The organism is Streptomyces sp. IMTB 2501 (assembly GCF_001953885.1).
In the GTDB taxonomy this organism is placed as follows: Bacteria; Actinomycetota; Actinomycetes; order Streptomycetales; family Streptomycetaceae; genus Streptomyces.
In genome coordinates, this window is the sequence record NZ_MQUS01000019.1 from 80,327 (window position 1) to 95,425 (window position 15,099).

At 71.8% G+C, this 15,099-nt stretch carries 13 protein-coding genes and 1 riboswitch; of the genes, 4 read left to right on the plus strand and 9 right to left on the minus strand.

Annotated features, from left to right (window positions below; genetic code table 11):
• Positions 1-16: 16 nt before the first annotated feature.
• The 3 genes from AV521_RS28920 to AV521_RS28930 are packed head-to-tail and all read right to left on the minus strand — an operon-like array spanning position 17 to position 2,573.
• Positions 17-1,330, minus strand: coding sequence for a bifunctional 3,4-dihydroxy-2-butanone-4-phosphate synthase/GTP cyclohydrolase II (locus tag AV521_RS28920; protein ID WP_076092266.1), 1,314 nt, complete (start codon positions 1,328-1,330; stop codon positions 17-19).
• Entirely contained in the window at positions 1,327-1,968 is a 642-nt protein-coding gene (locus tag AV521_RS28925) for a nicotinamide mononucleotide transporter family protein (protein WP_076092268.1), read from the minus strand. Before AV521_RS28925 ends, AV521_RS28920 begins: the two co-directional genes overlap by 4 nt.
• Entirely contained in the window at positions 1,965-2,573 is a 609-nt protein-coding gene (locus tag AV521_RS28930; RefSeq protein ID WP_076092270.1) for a riboflavin synthase, read from the minus strand. Before AV521_RS28930 ends, AV521_RS28925 begins: the two co-directional genes overlap by 4 nt.
• Positions 2,574-2,735: 162 nt before the next feature.
• A riboswitch (FMN riboswitch) is annotated at positions 2,736-2,866 on the minus strand.
• Positions 2,867-3,239: 373 nt separating this feature from the next.
• Between AV521_RS28930 and AV521_RS28935 the strand changes: the two genes are divergently transcribed.
• Positions 3,240-3,983: an SDR family oxidoreductase gene (locus tag AV521_RS28935; protein WP_076092272.1), complete on the plus strand. Its 744-nt coding sequence runs from the start codon at positions 3,240-3,242 to the stop codon at positions 3,981-3,983.
• Positions 3,984-4,039: 56 nt separating this feature from the next.
• On the opposite strand, the gene AV521_RS28940 is transcribed toward AV521_RS28935, so the two are convergent.
• A complete protein-coding gene (locus tag AV521_RS28940) occupies positions 4,040-5,308 on the minus strand; it encodes an ROK family transcriptional regulator (RefSeq protein WP_076092274.1) in 1,269 nt (422 codons plus the stop codon).
• Between the two features lie 123 nt (positions 5,309-5,431).
• Between AV521_RS28940 and AV521_RS28945 the strand changes: the two genes are divergently transcribed.
• A complete protein-coding gene (locus tag AV521_RS28945) occupies positions 5,432-6,646 on the plus strand; it encodes an MFS transporter (protein ID WP_076092276.1) in 1,215 nt (404 codons plus the stop codon).
• On the opposite strand, the gene AV521_RS28950 is transcribed toward AV521_RS28945, so the two are convergent.
• A complete protein-coding gene (locus tag AV521_RS28950) occupies positions 6,606-7,064 on the minus strand; it encodes a thioesterase family protein (RefSeq protein ID WP_076092278.1) in 459 nt (152 codons plus the stop codon). The genes AV521_RS28945 and AV521_RS28950 overlap by 41 nt on opposite strands.
• A 76-nt stretch (positions 7,065-7,140) precedes the next feature.
• Complete coding sequence (locus tag AV521_RS28955; protein WP_076092279.1) at positions 7,141-8,397, minus strand: alginate lyase family protein; 1,257 nt, start codon at positions 8,395-8,397, stop codon at positions 7,141-7,143.
• A 154-nt stretch (positions 8,398-8,551) separates the two neighbouring features.
• Between AV521_RS28955 and AV521_RS28960 the strand changes: the two genes are divergently transcribed.
• Positions 8,552-9,958 (plus strand): uracil-xanthine permease family protein, encoded by a 1,407-nt coding sequence (locus AV521_RS28960; protein ID WP_076092281.1) that lies wholly within the window; start codon positions 8,552-8,554, stop codon positions 9,956-9,958.
• On the opposite strand, the gene AV521_RS28965 is transcribed toward AV521_RS28960, so the two are convergent.
• A complete protein-coding gene (locus tag AV521_RS28965; RefSeq protein WP_371917074.1) occupies positions 9,910-11,124 on the minus strand; it encodes a glycoside hydrolase family 6 protein in 1,215 nt (404 codons plus the stop codon). The two genes, AV521_RS28960 and AV521_RS28965, sit on opposite strands and share 49 nt — an antisense overlap.
• Before the next feature lie 108 nt (positions 11,125-11,232).
• Here AV521_RS28965 and AV521_RS28970 point away from each other — a divergent pair, with 108 nt between their 5' ends.
• Positions 11,233-11,919: a DUF5995 family protein gene (locus AV521_RS28970; RefSeq protein WP_076092285.1), complete on the plus strand. Its 687-nt coding sequence runs from the start codon at positions 11,233-11,235 to the stop codon at positions 11,917-11,919.
• 426 nt (positions 11,920-12,345) lie between these two features.
• On the opposite strand, the gene AV521_RS28975 is transcribed toward AV521_RS28970, so the two are convergent.
• Together AV521_RS28975 and AV521_RS28980 are read right to left on the minus strand one after the other, a co-directional pair.
• Positions 12,346-14,043 (minus strand): NAD(P)/FAD-dependent oxidoreductase, encoded by a 1,698-nt coding sequence (locus tag AV521_RS28975; RefSeq protein WP_076092287.1) that lies wholly within the window; start codon positions 14,041-14,043, stop codon positions 12,346-12,348.
• A 58-nt stretch (positions 14,044-14,101) separates the two neighbouring features.
• Positions 14,102-14,890, minus strand: a complete 789-nt coding sequence (locus AV521_RS28980) for a carbon-nitrogen hydrolase family protein (protein WP_076092289.1) — start codon at positions 14,888-14,890, stop codon at positions 14,102-14,104.
• Positions 14,891-15,099: the final 209 nt, after the last annotated feature.

Consider the following 15,099-nt stretch of genomic DNA (forward strand, 5'->3'; position numbering starts at 1 on the left):
GCTTACTGCTTACTGCCTACTTGTTGCCGCAGGTGGCCGCGACCGCGGCCGCGGAGGCGGTCACGGCAGGCGTGTCCAGCCAGGGCAGGTCGTGCCCCATCCGGTCGCGCTTGGTGCGCAGATACCGGAGATTGTGCTCGCCGGCCTGGATCGGCATGGGCTCGCGGCCGGTGACCTTGAGGCCGTGGCGAAGCAGCGCGTCGGTCTTGTCGGGGTTGTTGGTCATCAGCCGGACGCTGCGCACGCCGAGGTCGGCGAGGATCTGCGCGCCGGCGCCGTAGTCGCGGGCGTCGGCGGGCAGGCCGAGTTCGAGGTTGGCGTCGAGGGTGTCGCGGCCCTGTTCCTGGAGCTCGTACGCCCGGAGCTTGGACAGCAGGCCGACGCCCCGGCCCTCGTGGCCGCGCAGATAGACCACCACGCCGCGGCCCTCGTCCTGGATGCGTGCCAGGGCGGTGTCCAGCTGGGGGCCGCAGTCGCAGCGCAGGGAGCCGAAGACGTCGCCGGTGAGGCATTCGGAGTGGACCCGGACCAGGACGTCCTCGCCGTCGGCGATCTCGCCGTGGACCAGGGCGACATGCTCGACGCCGTCGACGGTGGAGCGGTAGCCGTAGGCGGTGAACGTGCCGTGCCGGGTGGGCAGTCGGGTCTCGGCCTCGCGGCGGACGGTGGGCTCGCTGCTGCGGCGGTAGGCGATCAGGTCCTCGATGGAGATGATCGTCAGGCCGTGCTTGCGGGCGAACGGGATCAGCTCGGGCAGCCGGAGCATCCGGCCGTCCTCGCCGGCGATCTCCACGATGGCACCGGCCGGGCGGAGCCCCGCGAGCCGGGCGAGGTCCACGGCGGCCTCGGTGTGGCCGTTGCGGACGAGGACACCGCCGGACCTGGCCCGCAGCGGGAAGACATGGCCGGGGCGGACGAAGTCCGTCGGCTCGGCCGTGCCGCTCGCGAGCAGCTGGAGCGTGGTGGCGCGGTCGGCGGCCGAGATGCCGGTGCTCACGCCGTGCGCGGCGGAGGCGTCGACCGACACCGTGAACGCGGTCTTCATCGACTCGGTGTTGTCCTCGACCATCTGCGGCAGCCGCAGCCGGTCCAGTTCCGGGCCCTCCATGGGGGCGCAGATGAGTCCCCGGCACTCGCTCATCATGAAGGCGACGATCTCGGGGGTCGCCTTCTCGGCGGCGACGACGAGGTCGCCCTCGTTCTCCCGGTCCTCGTCGTCCACGACGACGACCGGGCGGCCGGCCGCGATGTCGGCGATGGCCTGCTCGACGGGGTCGAGCCCGAAGTTCTCGATGGTGTCCGTGGCGTACAGGGGCGGTGCCGAGGTCATGCCGGGGCTCCTTCCAGGACGGGCTGCGGGCTCCGGCGGGAGCGCAGCCACCAGTCGCGCATGCCCCACAGGACGAGTGCGCCGTAGATGACGTAGACAAAGCCGGAGAAGGCGTAGCCGTTGGCGAAGTTGAGGGGGACGCCGACGAGGTCGACGAGCAGCCAGGCGATCCAGAACTCGACCATGCCCTTGGCCTGGGCGTACATGGCGACGACGGTGCCGACGAAGATGTAGGCGTCGGGCCAGGGGTCCCAGGACAGGGACGGGTAGGCCGTGAAGAGCAGGGCCACCGCGACCGTGCCGGCGGCGGCCGTGCCGAGCATCGCCGCGCGCTCGCGCCAGGTGGCGAAGCGGGGGGCGATGTGGCCGTCGGCGGAACCGCCCTTGCTGCGCTGCCACTGCCACCAGCCGTACAGCGCTACGGCCATGACGACGGTCTGCTTGCCGGCGCTGCCGGTCAGATGGCCGTAGAAGGCGGCGAAGAGGACCAGCCCGGAGAGGAACTGCACGGGCCAGGTCCACAGGGAGCGGCGCCAGCCGAGGGCGAGGGTGATCAGGCCGAGGATGTTGCCCACCATGTCCGACCAGATGATGCGCTGGCCGAAGAGGGTGAAGGCCTCGGAGTTCAGCCAGTTCACTTGCCCGCTCCCTGGGCGCGGTCGCCGAGGAGGCGCTCGACGTACTTGGCAACGACGTCGACCTCAAGGTTGACCGGGTCGCCGGGCTGCTTCACGCCGAGTGTGGTCAGGTCGAGGGTGGTCGGAATGAGGCTGACGGAGAAGTGGTCCGGGCCGGCTTCCACGACGGTGAGGCTGATGCCGTCGACGGTGATGGAGCCCTTCTCGACCACATAGCGGGCGAGGTCCGCGGGGAGCGAGATCTTCACGATCTCCCAGTTCTCGGAGGGCTTGCGCTCCAGCACCGCACCGGTGCCGTCGACATGGCCCTGCACGATGTGCCCGCCGAGGCGCGCGCCCACGGCCATGGGGCGCTCCAGGTTGACGCGGGAGCCGACGGTGAGCGCGCCGAGGCTGGAGCGGTTCAGGGTCTCGGCCATGACATCGGCGGTGAACTCGTCGCCCTCGTGCGTCACGACGGTGAGACAGACCCCGTTCACGGCGATGGAGTCGCCGTGCTGCGCGCCCTCGGTCACGACGGGGCCACGGAGCTTGAAGCGGGAGGCGTCGCCGAGGTTCTCGACGGCGGTGACCTCACCCAGCTCTTCGACGATTCCGGTGAACACTTCCCGGGTCCTCCTGCCTCTTCGGGCACGGACTCCGGGGCCTGTCGATGACGACAGAATGTACGGGTGAGCACTGAGCACACCGGGGCGACGCCGAAAGAGGGACCCGTCCCGTACGGACGAGTCCAGAGTCGGCGGCGCGCATGTGTGCATGCCCGCCCGCCGCGCACTGCCTCCCATCCGGACTTTAACCGTCGGTCCAGGAATTTCACCTGGTCAACCGGCCGCTGGAAGCGACCGGGTCGCGGACTGTAACCGCCGGTTCGGACTTTCACCGACCCCGGAGTGCGCTGCTTCTGGTACAGAGCCAGTGTGCCACGCCGGGTGCCCATGCAGACATGCGAGGGGTGTGGGCTCCCTCACAGTGCGTGTCATGGGCCTTGCGCGGCGCATTCGCGGCGTACAACTTCCTTACTGCCAGGGAGGATTGACCGTGGTCCGGACCCATTGACCGCAATGGTCTAGTCCTTTTAGGGTGCGGACGGGTCCGGTGGCGGTGACGACGGCCCTTGCCCGCCGCCGGACCGCCAGCCCCCGCCCGCCGAGTCCGGTGCCGACCTGCCATGTGCGGCATTCGGCCGATGTCACATTTCCCGGGGGCTGAGCGGTCTCAGTGGACGAGGGTGCTCCGATCGGGGGCACACGGAGTCCGAAGGGGCGAACAGCATGACCACGATCCTGGTGACCGGCGGGACCGGCACGCTCGGGCGGCGGGTGACGGAGCGGCTGCGGGCGGACGGGCACGAGGTGCGGGTGCTCAGCCGCAACACACAGCCGTACGCCGTCGATCTGCGCGTGGGCGGGAGCGGGCTGGACGCCGCGCTCGCCGGTGTGCAGACCGTGGTGCACTGCGCGAGTTCACCGCGCGGCGGGGACGAGGAGGCCGCGGAGCGGCTGATCGCGGCGGCCGGGCGAGCCGGAGTGGGCCATCTGGTCTACATCTCCATCGTCGGCATCGACCGGGTGCCCCTCGGCTACTACAGGACCAAACTGGCCGTGGAGCGCCGGATCGAGGCATCGGGACTCGACTGGACCGTCCTGCGTACGACCCAGTTCCACGACCTGCTGGTCACGATCCTCGGCGGGCTGGCCAAGCCGCCCGTCATGCTGGTCCCGGCCGGGGTCCCGGACCAGCCGGTGGAGGTGCGCGAAGTCGCGGACCACCTGGCCGAGTTGGCGCTCGCCGCTCCGGCCGGCCGGGTGGCGGACATGGGCGGCCCCGAAGTCCGGACCCTCGACTCGCTGGCCCGTGCCTACCTCCACGCGACCGGCCGACGCCAGGCCGTGGCACAGGTACCACTGTTCGGCCGGACCTACCGCGCCGCCCGCGCGGGCGGACTGCTGGCACCCGAACAGGCCGTGGGCAAGACGACGTTCGAGGACTATCTGGGGCGGCGGTTCGAGGCCTGACGGCGAGGGGCAGAGGGAGCGGGGCCGGGCGGCAGGGCTGGGCCGAGCCCGGTCGGTCAGTTCCGGTCCGAGGGTGCGAAGAGTTCGTCCTGGGCGTGGTCGCGGGCCGTCAGCAGGGCACCGCGCAGGACCGCCGTGCCGCCCAGGGTGCCGGCCCGCACCTCCGTGCGCAGGGGTGACATGTGGCGGAGGCGCTTCTCGACGAGCCGGGCGAGCGTCGGGCCGCCGGCCTGACCGGCTTCTCCGCCCAGCACCACGCAGCCCGGGTCGAGTACGGCCACCACGGACGCGGCCCCGACGGCGATCCGGTCGGCGAGGGTGCGCAGGAAGCGGTCGGCGGGCCGTTCGGCATCGGAGCGCGCCGCGTCCGCGGGGTCGTCCTCGCCCGCCGTTTCCGCCACGGCCTCGCGGATCACCTCCGCGGCGCCCGGTCCGTCCATCGTGGCCGGGACCGGCAGGCCGTACTCCGCCGCCAGCGAGCCGATGGCCGCCGCTCCGGCCAGCGAGTGGAAGCCTCCGTCGCAGTCCCGAGCCGATGGAAGGGAGCCGGTGCCCGGGACCGGCAGGAAGCCGATCTCGCCGGTGCCGCCCGAGGCGCCGCGGCGGAGCGTGCCGTCCAGGACGACCGCCGCGCCGACGCCGTGCCCCAGCCAGAGCAGCACGAAGGTGTCGCGGTCCCGGGCCGCGCCCTCGCGCTGTTCGGCCAGGGCGGCGAGGTTGGTCTCGTTCTCCACGGTGACACGGGCCCCGGGCAGCCGTTCCTGCAAGGCGACTGCCAGGCTGCGGTGCCAGGCGGGCAGGCCGCCGAAGTCGCGCAGATCGCCGGTGGCCGGGTCGACGAGGCCCGGCGCGCCGATACCGACGGTGTGCAGCCTCCCCCGCGCACGCACACCCTCGCGGGCAGGCGCCCCCATGGCCCCGGCCTCCTTCGCGGTCCGCTCCACCGCGGCCACCGCCTGCTCCACGGCCGGTCCGGTCCCGGTGTCCCCGCCGATCGGCACGGACGTCTCGGCGAGCACCCGCCCGACCAGGTCGGATACCAGGACGTCGACACCTCCGGTACGGACGTCGAGCGCGGCCAGATGAGCCTGGTCGGCGACGATGCCGTACAGCCGGGCGTTGGGGCCCCGGCGCTGTTCGCCGGACTCGCCGACCACCGTGATCAGCCCGGCGGCGCCGAGCCGTTCCACGAGGTCGGCGACCGTCGGCCGGGACAGCCCCGTCAGCTGCTTCAACTGGCCTGCCGTGAGCGGGCCTTCCTGCTGGAGCAGGCTCAGGGCGAGCCGGTCGTTGATGGCCCGGGCGGTGCTGGGCGATGCGGGCATGACGGGGAATCCTCCCAGATCCACGCGGCACGGGACGGCCACAAAACTCCCTATCTATCAGGCAGGGTCCCTGATAGTTTGCGCCGCGTCAGCGGGGCGGCGGCCACCCGGGGAGGGCAGACGATGAAGGACGTGGGGTACGAGCACCGCGAGGTGAAACGCGCCCGGTACGCCGTGGCGGCGGTGTTCACCGTGCACGGCGCCGTCACCGGCTCGTTCGCGACCCGGGTGCCGTGGATCCAGGACCATGCCTCGCTGGGCGCGGGGCAGCTCGGCTTCGCGCTCGCCTTCGGGGCGTTCGGCGCCTCGTGCGCGATGCCGCTGGCGGGCCGGATCAGCCATCGCTTCGGCAGCCGTACGGCGCTGCGCGGCCTGATCGCGCTGTGGACACTGTCGCTGACCCTGCCGTCCCTCGCGCCGAATCTGTACACACTGTGCCTGGCGATCTTCGCGTACGGCGCGAGTTCGGGCATGGCCGACGTCGCCATGAACGCGCTCGGCGTGGAGGTCGAGCGGCTGCTCGGAAAGTCGATCATGTCGGGGCTGCACGGCATGTGGAGCGCGGGCGCCCTGACCGGCTCGGCGGCGGGCACCCTTGCCGCACACCTCGGCGCGGACGCACGTCTGCACTTCACGCTGGCGGCGGCCACCCTCACCGCCTTCGGCGTGCTGGCCGCCGGCTGGGTCCTGGACGTGCAGCCGGCCGACGACGAGGAGCCGCCGCCGCGGTTCGCGCTGCCGCCCCGGCCGGCGCTGCTGATCGGCGCGGTGGGCTTCTGCGCGGTGTTCGCGGAGGGGGCGAGCCTGGACTGGTCCGCGGTGTTCCTGCGGAACCGGATGGACACGTCGGCTGCTGTCGCGGCGGCCACGACCACCGGGTTCATGCTGACCATGGCCATCGCCCGGATCAGCGGAGACGCGGTGGTGAACCGATTCGGCGCGGTGCGCACCGTGCGCGCCGGGGGTGTGCTGGCCGCGTTGGGCGGTCTGCTGATCGTCCTCGCGGGATATCCGGTGGTGGCGATGACCGGGTTCGCGCTGATGGGCCTCGGCATCGCGGTCGTCGTACCGCTGTGCTTCGCTGCGGCCGGGCACGCCGGACCGAACCCCAGTCAGGCCATAGCGGGCGTGGCGACGATCACGTACACCTCGGGGCTGATCGCCCCCAGCCTGATCGGCGGGGTGGCCCAGGCGACCAGTCTGGTGGTGTCGTTCTGTGTGGTGACGGCGCTGGCCTGCGGGCTCGCGGTGTTCGCGGGCGTGCTGCGCACGGCCGAGCGCGGCGGCCGGACCGAGGTCAGCCGGCCTGCCGCAGCAGTTCCCGACCCACGGCCCTGAAGGCGTCGGTCCACGGCGCGGGCCGCAGGGTCGACGCGTCCAGCCGGACCAGCACGCGCGTGCCCTGGGCGTAGGTCTGCGCCCCGTCCGCCGAGCAGAAGCGGAAGCCGTAGGTGAGTCCGGTGGTGCCGAGCCGTTCCAGCCAGAGGTGGACGGCGTAGGTGCCGGGGCTGGTCACCGGCGCCTCGTAGCCGATGCGCAGTTCGCGGACCGCGTTGCAGGCGTCTCCGGCCGCGTGCCAGTCGCCGTCGAAGCGGACGCCGTACGTGTTCCACAGCTCGGTCCAGGCGCGCTCGACCAGCAGCGGGTAGCGGGCGTTGTGCAGGAGGCCGAGCGCGTCGAGGTCGTCGAAGTGCACGGTGACGGGGATCAGCCGGCCGAAGGAGACGGCGGGCGCGATCGGGGCTTCGGCGGTCACGGGTGGGGCTCCTGAACATCGCTACTGAGACTGATACATACTAAGCGACCGCTCAGGATCCCTGGCCCGGGCCCGCTCAGCCCGCTATCGAGTCCAGCTGCTCGGCGGCGGGCCGCAGCGCCCACAGGTCTCCGCCGGGCGGCACGTCCAGCTTCGGCACGGCTGCCCGGGCCACCGCATCTCCCGCGTCGGCCGCCGCGTGCACGACGTCGGTGGCCGCGTACCGGTGGAACTCCAGCTCCGGATGCGACCACGCGGCGGCGCCGGTCGCGGCCGGGAGCAGATAGTCGACGGCCTTGAACAGACTCTGCCCGTCCGGGCCCCGATACGACCACAGGTCCACGCCCACATGCCGGCCGATGGCCGCGAGCCGGGTGTAGGCGACCAGGTCGAAGGTGGAGTAGTGCCAGCTGCGGGTGCGGGCGAGTTCCTGCGGCTGGCCGCCGTCGGCCGCGATCTGCGGGTCGATCCGCCTGGCGCGCGCATCGAGCACCGCCCGCCGGGCGAGGGCGGCGTCCCCGGTGGCGTAGGCGAGCGCGGCGAGCTGCATGTCGTAGAAGGTGCCGTGGTTGTTGGCGGCGGAGCCTTCCTGGTGACCGAAGTCGCTGTTCTTCAGCCAGTCACGGAAGTCGGCGTTCCACTTGCCCATGGCCGTACGGTCCCCGGCGCTCCAGCCCGGGGCGCCGGTGGCCAGGATCGCCTGGGCGTCGAGGACGCTGGTGTACGACTGGGAGAAGTCGATGATGCCGATGGACCGGCCGTCGTACTTGCACGGGATGAACTGGGCGTGGTTCAGATCGGGGTTCATCCGGGTTGCCGGGGCGAGGAACCAGGTGCGCAGGATCTGCCCGGCCTTCTCGGCGTAGACCCGCTTGCCGGTGTAGTACCAGGCGAGCGAGAGGTCGTATGCCGAGTCGAAGACCTTCTCGACGTCCTGCCGGTCCGTTCCGCTGTCGACCTCCGGATTGCGCCGGCCGTCGCGCTCCACGTACGGGCAGCCCCACGGGTTGTCAGTGGTGGGCTCGGTGGTGGGCCACCAGTAGGGGGCCTGGCTCAGGTACTCGTGGACGTCGCCGCCGGGCGCGGGCTTCGGCTTGTCGACGACCGTCCAGGGGCCCTGGTCCAGCCAGCCGTCGGCGCGGGTGGTCAAGTCCTTGAGCATGCGCCGCAGTTGGGGGTCGTGGTCGAGGCGGGCGCGGGTCTGCTGGAGGCGACCGCCGTCCAGGACCGCGGTCCTCGGAGCCTTCGGCGCGGCGTGCGCGGACGGGACGAGGACACCACCGAAGGCCATGACGGCGGCGAGCAGCACGGCCGCACGGGATCTTCCACTCATCGAGCACTCCGATCTGCTGTGATCAGATACATGAACGAAGTTCACGAGTAGGACCGTGCGAGCGTAGAGCCGCTCGTCACCCGTGACAATGGTGCGGACCGGCTTCACACCCGTAAGACCGGGCTTCACCGACGTAGGAAAGCGAAACCTCACCATGGACCTCGGCGTGCGCTGGAAACTGCACGGTGACGGGCGCACGCCCGCGCCCGGAGCGGTGGTACGCCCCGATGAACGGCTCTCCTGGCCCCGCACGGTGGGCCTGGGCGCCCAGCACGTGGTCGCGATGTTCGGCGCGTCCTTCGTGGCACCCGTGCTGATGGGACTCGACCCCAATCTGGCCATCATGATGTCGGGCGTGGCGACCGCGGTCTTCCTGCTCGCCACCCGTGGCCGTGTGCCCAGCTATCTCGGCTGCTCGCTGTCGTTCGTGGGCGTGGCCGCCGTCATCCGTGCCCAGGGCGGGACGAGTGCCACCGTGACCGGCGCGGTGTTCGTCGTCGGCATCGCGCTGTTCCTCGCCGGGGTCGCGGTGCAGCGGTTCGGCGCGCGGATCATCCATGCCGCGATGCCGCCGATCGTCACCGGCGCGGTCGTCATGCTGATCGGGTTCAACCTCGCCCCGGTGACCGCCTCCACCTACTGGCCGCAGGACCAGTGGACGGCCCTGCTGGTCATGCTGTTCACCGGTTTCGCCGTGGTCTGCCTGCGCGGCTTCTGGTCCCGGATCGCGATCTTCCTCGGCCTGGTCTTCGGGTACGCGATCTCATGGGCCTTCGACCGGATCTTCGGCAGGATCCACTCCATGAGCCCGAGCGGCCAGGTCACCGACCACTGGCGGCTGGACCTCTCCGGTGTCTCCAAGGCCGACTGGATCGGCCTGCCGCACTTCCACGGGCCGTCCTTCCAGTGGTCGGCGATCCTGGTCGCGCTGCCGGTCGTCATCGCCCTGGTCGCGGAGAACGCGGGCCACGTCAAGGCGGTGGGCGAGATGACCGGCGACCCGCTGGACGACAAGCTCGGTACGGCGATCTCGGCGGACGGCGTCGCCTCCATGCTGTCCACCGCGGTGGGCGGCCCGCCGAACACCACCTACTCCGAGAACATCGGCGTGATGGCCGCGACCCGCGTCTACTCCACCGCCGCCTACTGGGCCGCCGCCGGCTTCGCGCTGCTCTTCGGCGTCTGCCCGAAGTTCGGCGCGGTCGTGGCCGCGATCCCGGGCGGGGTCCTGGGCGGCATCACCGTGATCCTCTACGGCATGATCGGCCTGCTCGGCGCCCAGATCTGGCTGCACGCCAAGGTGGACCTGCGCAACCCGCTGAACCTGGTCCCGGCCGCCGCGGGCATCATCATCGGCGTCGGCAACGTCAGCATGAAGTTCACCAGCGACTTCTCGCTCAGCGGCATCGCCCTCGGCGCCCTGGTCGTCATCACCGGCTACCACACGCTGCGCGCCTTCGCCCCGGCCCATCTGAAGAAGCGGGAGCCGCTGCCGCCCGAGGGCGCGTCCGCCTACGACGCGGAGGCCGGCGGCGCGGAGGCCCCGCGCGCCAAGTCGTAGGCGTACGACGGTGTGAACGTCCCGGCCACGCCCCGGCAGCCGTCGGACTCCCCCGGCGGCTTCACCCACAGGTAGGCGTCGATCCGGGCCTCGCCGGTGTCCAGGGTCGGGGCCCGGCCGATCCTCCGGCCGGCCGGGTCGCACCACTGGCCGTCCGGCGGGGCGCCGTTGCCGTTGCGGCTGGTGTCGATCACCGCGCCGAGGCGCGCCGGGCCGCCGAGCGCGGCCAGGATCCGACGGTCGTAGGCGATCTCGTCGGCCGTGGTGCGGAAGTTGGAGACATTGCTGAAGACGCCGTCGGAGTCGTCCGCGCTGGCCTGTCGCAGCAGGGCGGCCTGTTTGTCCGGCGGGTTCCAGCCGGAGTGACCGGCGTCGTAGTAGACGCGGGCCCGTGGATCGGCCGCCTTCAGCACCTGGCCCGCGCGGGCCAGCGAGGCGAAGCGGTCGGCGCGGGCGGCCGGGGTCAGGCAGTCGGACTGGGCGACGGAGTCCGGCTCCAGGATGACGATCGCCTCACCCGAGCCGAGCCCTTGGGCGAAGGCGTCGATCCAGGCGTCGTAGGCGACGAGGTCCGGCGCGCCGCCCTTGGAGGCGCCGCCGCAGTCCCGGTCCGGAATCGCGTACGGCACGAGCACCGGGATCTGGCGCAGCGCGGCCGCGCCCGCGGTGACCGCGCGCACCTGGGCGGCGATGGTGCCCGGGTCCGGGTCGGCGAACCACACGGCGGCCGGCCGGTCCGTGATCCGGGAGGCTATGACGGCGGTGCGCGGATCGCCGGGGTGGGCGCGGACCCAGTCCAGCGCCTGGGAGCCGGGGTGGCGGTACAGGAGCGGTGACACGGGGGCGGTCGGCTGCTTTCCGCCGGTCGGGGCGGGTGCGCTGCCGGGCGGCGTCGGCTGGGGCGTCGGTGTGCGGGCGACCGGCGAGCCCCCCGGAGCCGGGGACGAAGGCGACGGTGTGCCCGGCATGAGCGCCGGAGCGGGTGCGCGGGTCGCCTCGGTCCGGGCCTGGTCGGAGCCGTGGCCGGTGCCGAGCGCGGAGATCACCCCGGTGACGGAGCCGACCAGGGTCACCACCGAGGCCGCCATGACCATCAGCGCGCGCCGTAGAGCGCGCCGGCGCGCGGCCCGGCGTTCGGCCAGGCGCCGGGCGCGTAAGCCTGACACGGTGCGCCTCCCCCTCACCACCGCACTGCGGTGGTCCGTTCCCCCGTTCCGGCGAAGCGCCGGGCCGGTCGGGCCCGCCGGTCGGCCCAGGGCTGGGACCCTTCCCCCATGGCGCAGCTGGAACACTTCACCACCCCCGTCGACGCGGTCGTCTCCCGGATGCGCGCCATCGACGCGGCCCTGCCCGAGCGGGACGGTGTCGCCGTGTTCAACCGCGTCTACCTCACCGTCACCGAGGAGGTCGACCGGCGCCTGGACGCCGGGGAGTTCCCGGACCGACGGGCGGCGATCGCGCTGGACGTGCGGTTCGCCGGGCGCTATCTGGCGGCGGTCGACGCGGTGGCCGCGGACCGCCGTCCGCCCGCCTGCTGGCGTCCGCTGTTCCAGCTCCGCCGCCATCCCGGGGTACGGCCGCTACAGTTCGCGCTGGCGGGCATCAACGCGCACATCGGGCACGATCTGGCGCTCGCCGTGGTGGACGCCTGTCGTACGCTCGGCTGCGAACCGCCCGAGCTGGAGGACGAGTTCGACCGCGTGGGCGATCTCCTTGGCTCGCTGGAGGAGCGCGTCCGCGAGGAACTGATGCCGGGTCCCGATCTGCTCCAGATCGCCGACCCGCTCACCCATCTGCTGGCCTCCTGGAGCCTGGAGCGGGCCCGCGACGCGGCCTGGGCAGCGGCTCGGGCCCTGTGGGCGCTGCGTCACTGCGGCGATGTCGCCGCGGAGTTCACCGAACGACTGGACGCGGCAGTGGGGTTCGCGGGACGGATGCTGCTCACGCCTCTCAGGGACTGACGGTCCGCTTCACGGCCCCGTGCCCCGCACCGCCCCCCTCACACCGCGCCCTGGCTCGTTCCCGGTCCTCCTCCGCGACCACCGCCTCCCCGGCCGAACTCCCCTCCGGGTCCTCACACATGGCGCGATCTAGCACTGCTAGAGACTAGCTATCACCGCTAGTCCAGCCGCTGCTGATCCGTCGGCTCCTCGCTCCACAGGCCGTCCGGGTCCGGTCCGGTCCGGGGCCTGGCACGTCTGGACCGCTCGGCCATCAGCGCATCCCCCTCGTCTCGCGTCGCGCGCAATCTAGCACCGCTAGGGTACTCCCGGGCTTCCCGGCAACGGGCCTTCCGGTTCCGCAGCCCCGTACGCGCCAGGGCCCGCCGTGTCCGCGGGGGACATGACGGGCCCTGGCACCGGTCGGGGGTCCCGGGATGAGGCCGGTCAGTCCTCGGGGAGTTCGACCGGGGCGATCTCGTCGTAGACGTCACCGGGGCCGGGGTTGGCCGGGTCGGTCTCGCCGCCGAAGTGGTGCATGACGCCCCAGACCGCGTTCAGCGCGGTCTGGATCGCGCCCTCGGCCCAGCCGGCCGTCCAGGAGATGTCGTCGCCGGCGAGGAAGATGCCCCGCTTGTCCTCGGGCAGCCGGTCCTGCATGAAGTGGGTGAACAGGCGCCGCTGGTAGCGGTAGTGGCCGGGCAGGTTGGCCTTGAACGCGCCCATGAAGTACGGCTCGTTCTCCCAGGAGACCGTCACCGGGTTGCCGATGATGTGCTTCCGGATGTCGACCTTCGGGTAGATCTCGCCGAGCGACTTCAGCATGACCTCCATCCGCTCGTTCGCGGACAGCGGCAGCCACTTCAGGCTGTCGTCGCACCAGGTGTAGGACAGGCAGATCACGGCAGGCTTGTCCGGGCCGTCGTCCAGCAGGTAGGTGCCGCGGGTCATGCGGTCGGTGAGCGTCATCGACATGACGTCCCGGCCGGTCTCCTCGTCCTTGTCGAGCCAGAAGGGCCGGTCGACGGGAACGAAGAGCTTCGAGGACTCCATGTAGTGGGTGCGCTCGATCGCCGTCCAGTGGTCGATCGGGAACAGCGAGTCGTCACAGGCGATCTTGGACAGCAGCATCCAGGACTGGGCGGTGAAGACGGCCGCCTGGTAGGTGCGGATGTCGCCGTTCGCGTCCGTCACCGTGATCTGGTTGCCCGCGGTGCGGTGCAGCCGGGTCACGGCCGGGCGCGGCTCGCCGTCCACGTGCAGGGACTTCAGCGAGGTGCCGTACGGCCAGTGGACGATCTTCTCCGGCTCGCGCTCCCACAGGCGCAGCGGCAGCTGCTGGGAACCGCCCACGATGCCGCGGTGGTGGTCGTCGGCCTCGGTGTAGACGACGCGCAGGATTTCCAGGATGGAGTTCGGGAAGTCGGTGTCCCAGCCGCCGGTGCCGAAGCCGACCTGGCCGAAGATCTCGCGGTGCCGGAAGGATTTGAAGGCCTCGGAGTCGCACAGGAAGCCGTAGAAGGTCTGGTTGTCGAGCTTCTCGACCAGCTGCGCCCAGATCTCGCGGATGCGCGGGACGTCGCGCTCGCGCATGGCGCGGTTCATGTCGGAGAAGTCGGCGCCCTCTTCGAGGCACTTGTTCCAGGCCTCGGCGACGTCCCGGTACACCTGGGGCAGGTCGTCGACGGTCTCGGCGTAGTGCGACTCGCCCTTGAGATCGACGACGGTCGAGGGGGTGGCCTCGGCCAGCGGGTTCGGGAACGGCCTGGTCTCCAGGCCCACCATGTCGATGTAGTGCTGCAGGGCGGTGGAGGACGGCGGGAAGCGCATCGCGCCCATCTCGGCGGTCAGCGACTCCTCACACCCCTCGAAGCCGACCGTGCGCAGCCGGCCGCCGATCTGGTCGGCCTCGTAGACGACGGGCTTGAGGCCCATCTTCATCAGCTCGTACGCGGCCACGATGCCGGACAGACCGCCGCCGATGACGGCGACCTCGGTGCCGTGCTCGGTCGCGGGTATCTGACCGAGGCCCGCCGGGTGAGCGAGGAAGTCGTCGTAGGCGTAGGGGAAGTCCGGGCCGAACATGGTGATCGGCGGCTGCTGCTCGTCGGTGTGCTCGACGGCGTTGGGCACCGTGGACGTCATGGGGTACGGACTCCTTGCGCGTGGTGAAACCGGGGGAAGGCTTGCGTGCGGCCGTGTCTCAGGTGAGCGACCCGTACAGAGCGGGGCGGCGGTCCTGCAGATACGGGTTGGCCTCGCGGGAGGCGGCCAGGAAGGCGGGGTCGGCGTCCGCGAGGACCAGTTGCTCGGCGCGGCCGGCCCGGGCGCGGGCGACTCCGTCGGGACCGGCGAGGACCGAGAGCCCGACGAACTCGAACTCCCCTTCCTGGCCGACCCGGTTGACATAGGCGACGTACATCTGGTTCTCCCAGGCGCGCACCGGGATCATCGACTCGGCGACGAACTGGAAGGGATGCATCTGCGCGGTCGGGACGACGAGGAGGTCGGTGCCGGCCAGGGCGTGGGCGCGCACGTTCTCCGGGAACTCGACGTCGTAGCAGATCATCAGGCCGACGGTGAGGCCGTTCAGCTCGGCCTGGACGACCGGCTGCCCGCCCGGTGTGAAGTGGTCGCGCTCGAAGCAGCCGAAGAGGTGGGTCTTGCGGTAGTTCGCGAGCCGGGTGCCGTCGGCGGAGATCAGCTGGGCGGAGTTGTAGACGGTCTCGCCGTCGCGCTCCGGGTAGCCGTAGGCGATCGCGATGCCGTGCCGGGTGGCGGTCTCGGCGATCGTGTCGGCCCAGTCGCCGTCGGCGGGCTCGGCGAGGCGGCCGATGGCGTCGCCGATCGCGTACCCGGTCAGGAACATCTCCGGTGCGGCGAGCAGCGCGGCGCCCGCGGCGGCGGCCCGGCCCGCGGCCTCGTCGAGGACCTTGAGGTTCTCGGCGACGGAGCCGGGGCGGCCGGAGCTCTGGAGCAGGGCGGTGCGCATGCGGGGTCCTCACCGGAAAGAGGTTTGTGTGGTGGCCGGAGTTTTGGGGGCCACGAAGAAGGTACGGTCGGCGCGCTCGGCCGGACAAGAAGGAGCCGTTGCGCGTCTGTGCGCGGTTCGTTGCGTGGAGTGCGGGCCGGGCGGCGATTCGTTGCGCGCCCTCGTGGCCGGTTCCCGTCCTCCCTGAGGCGCAGGGCACCCAGGTGGTT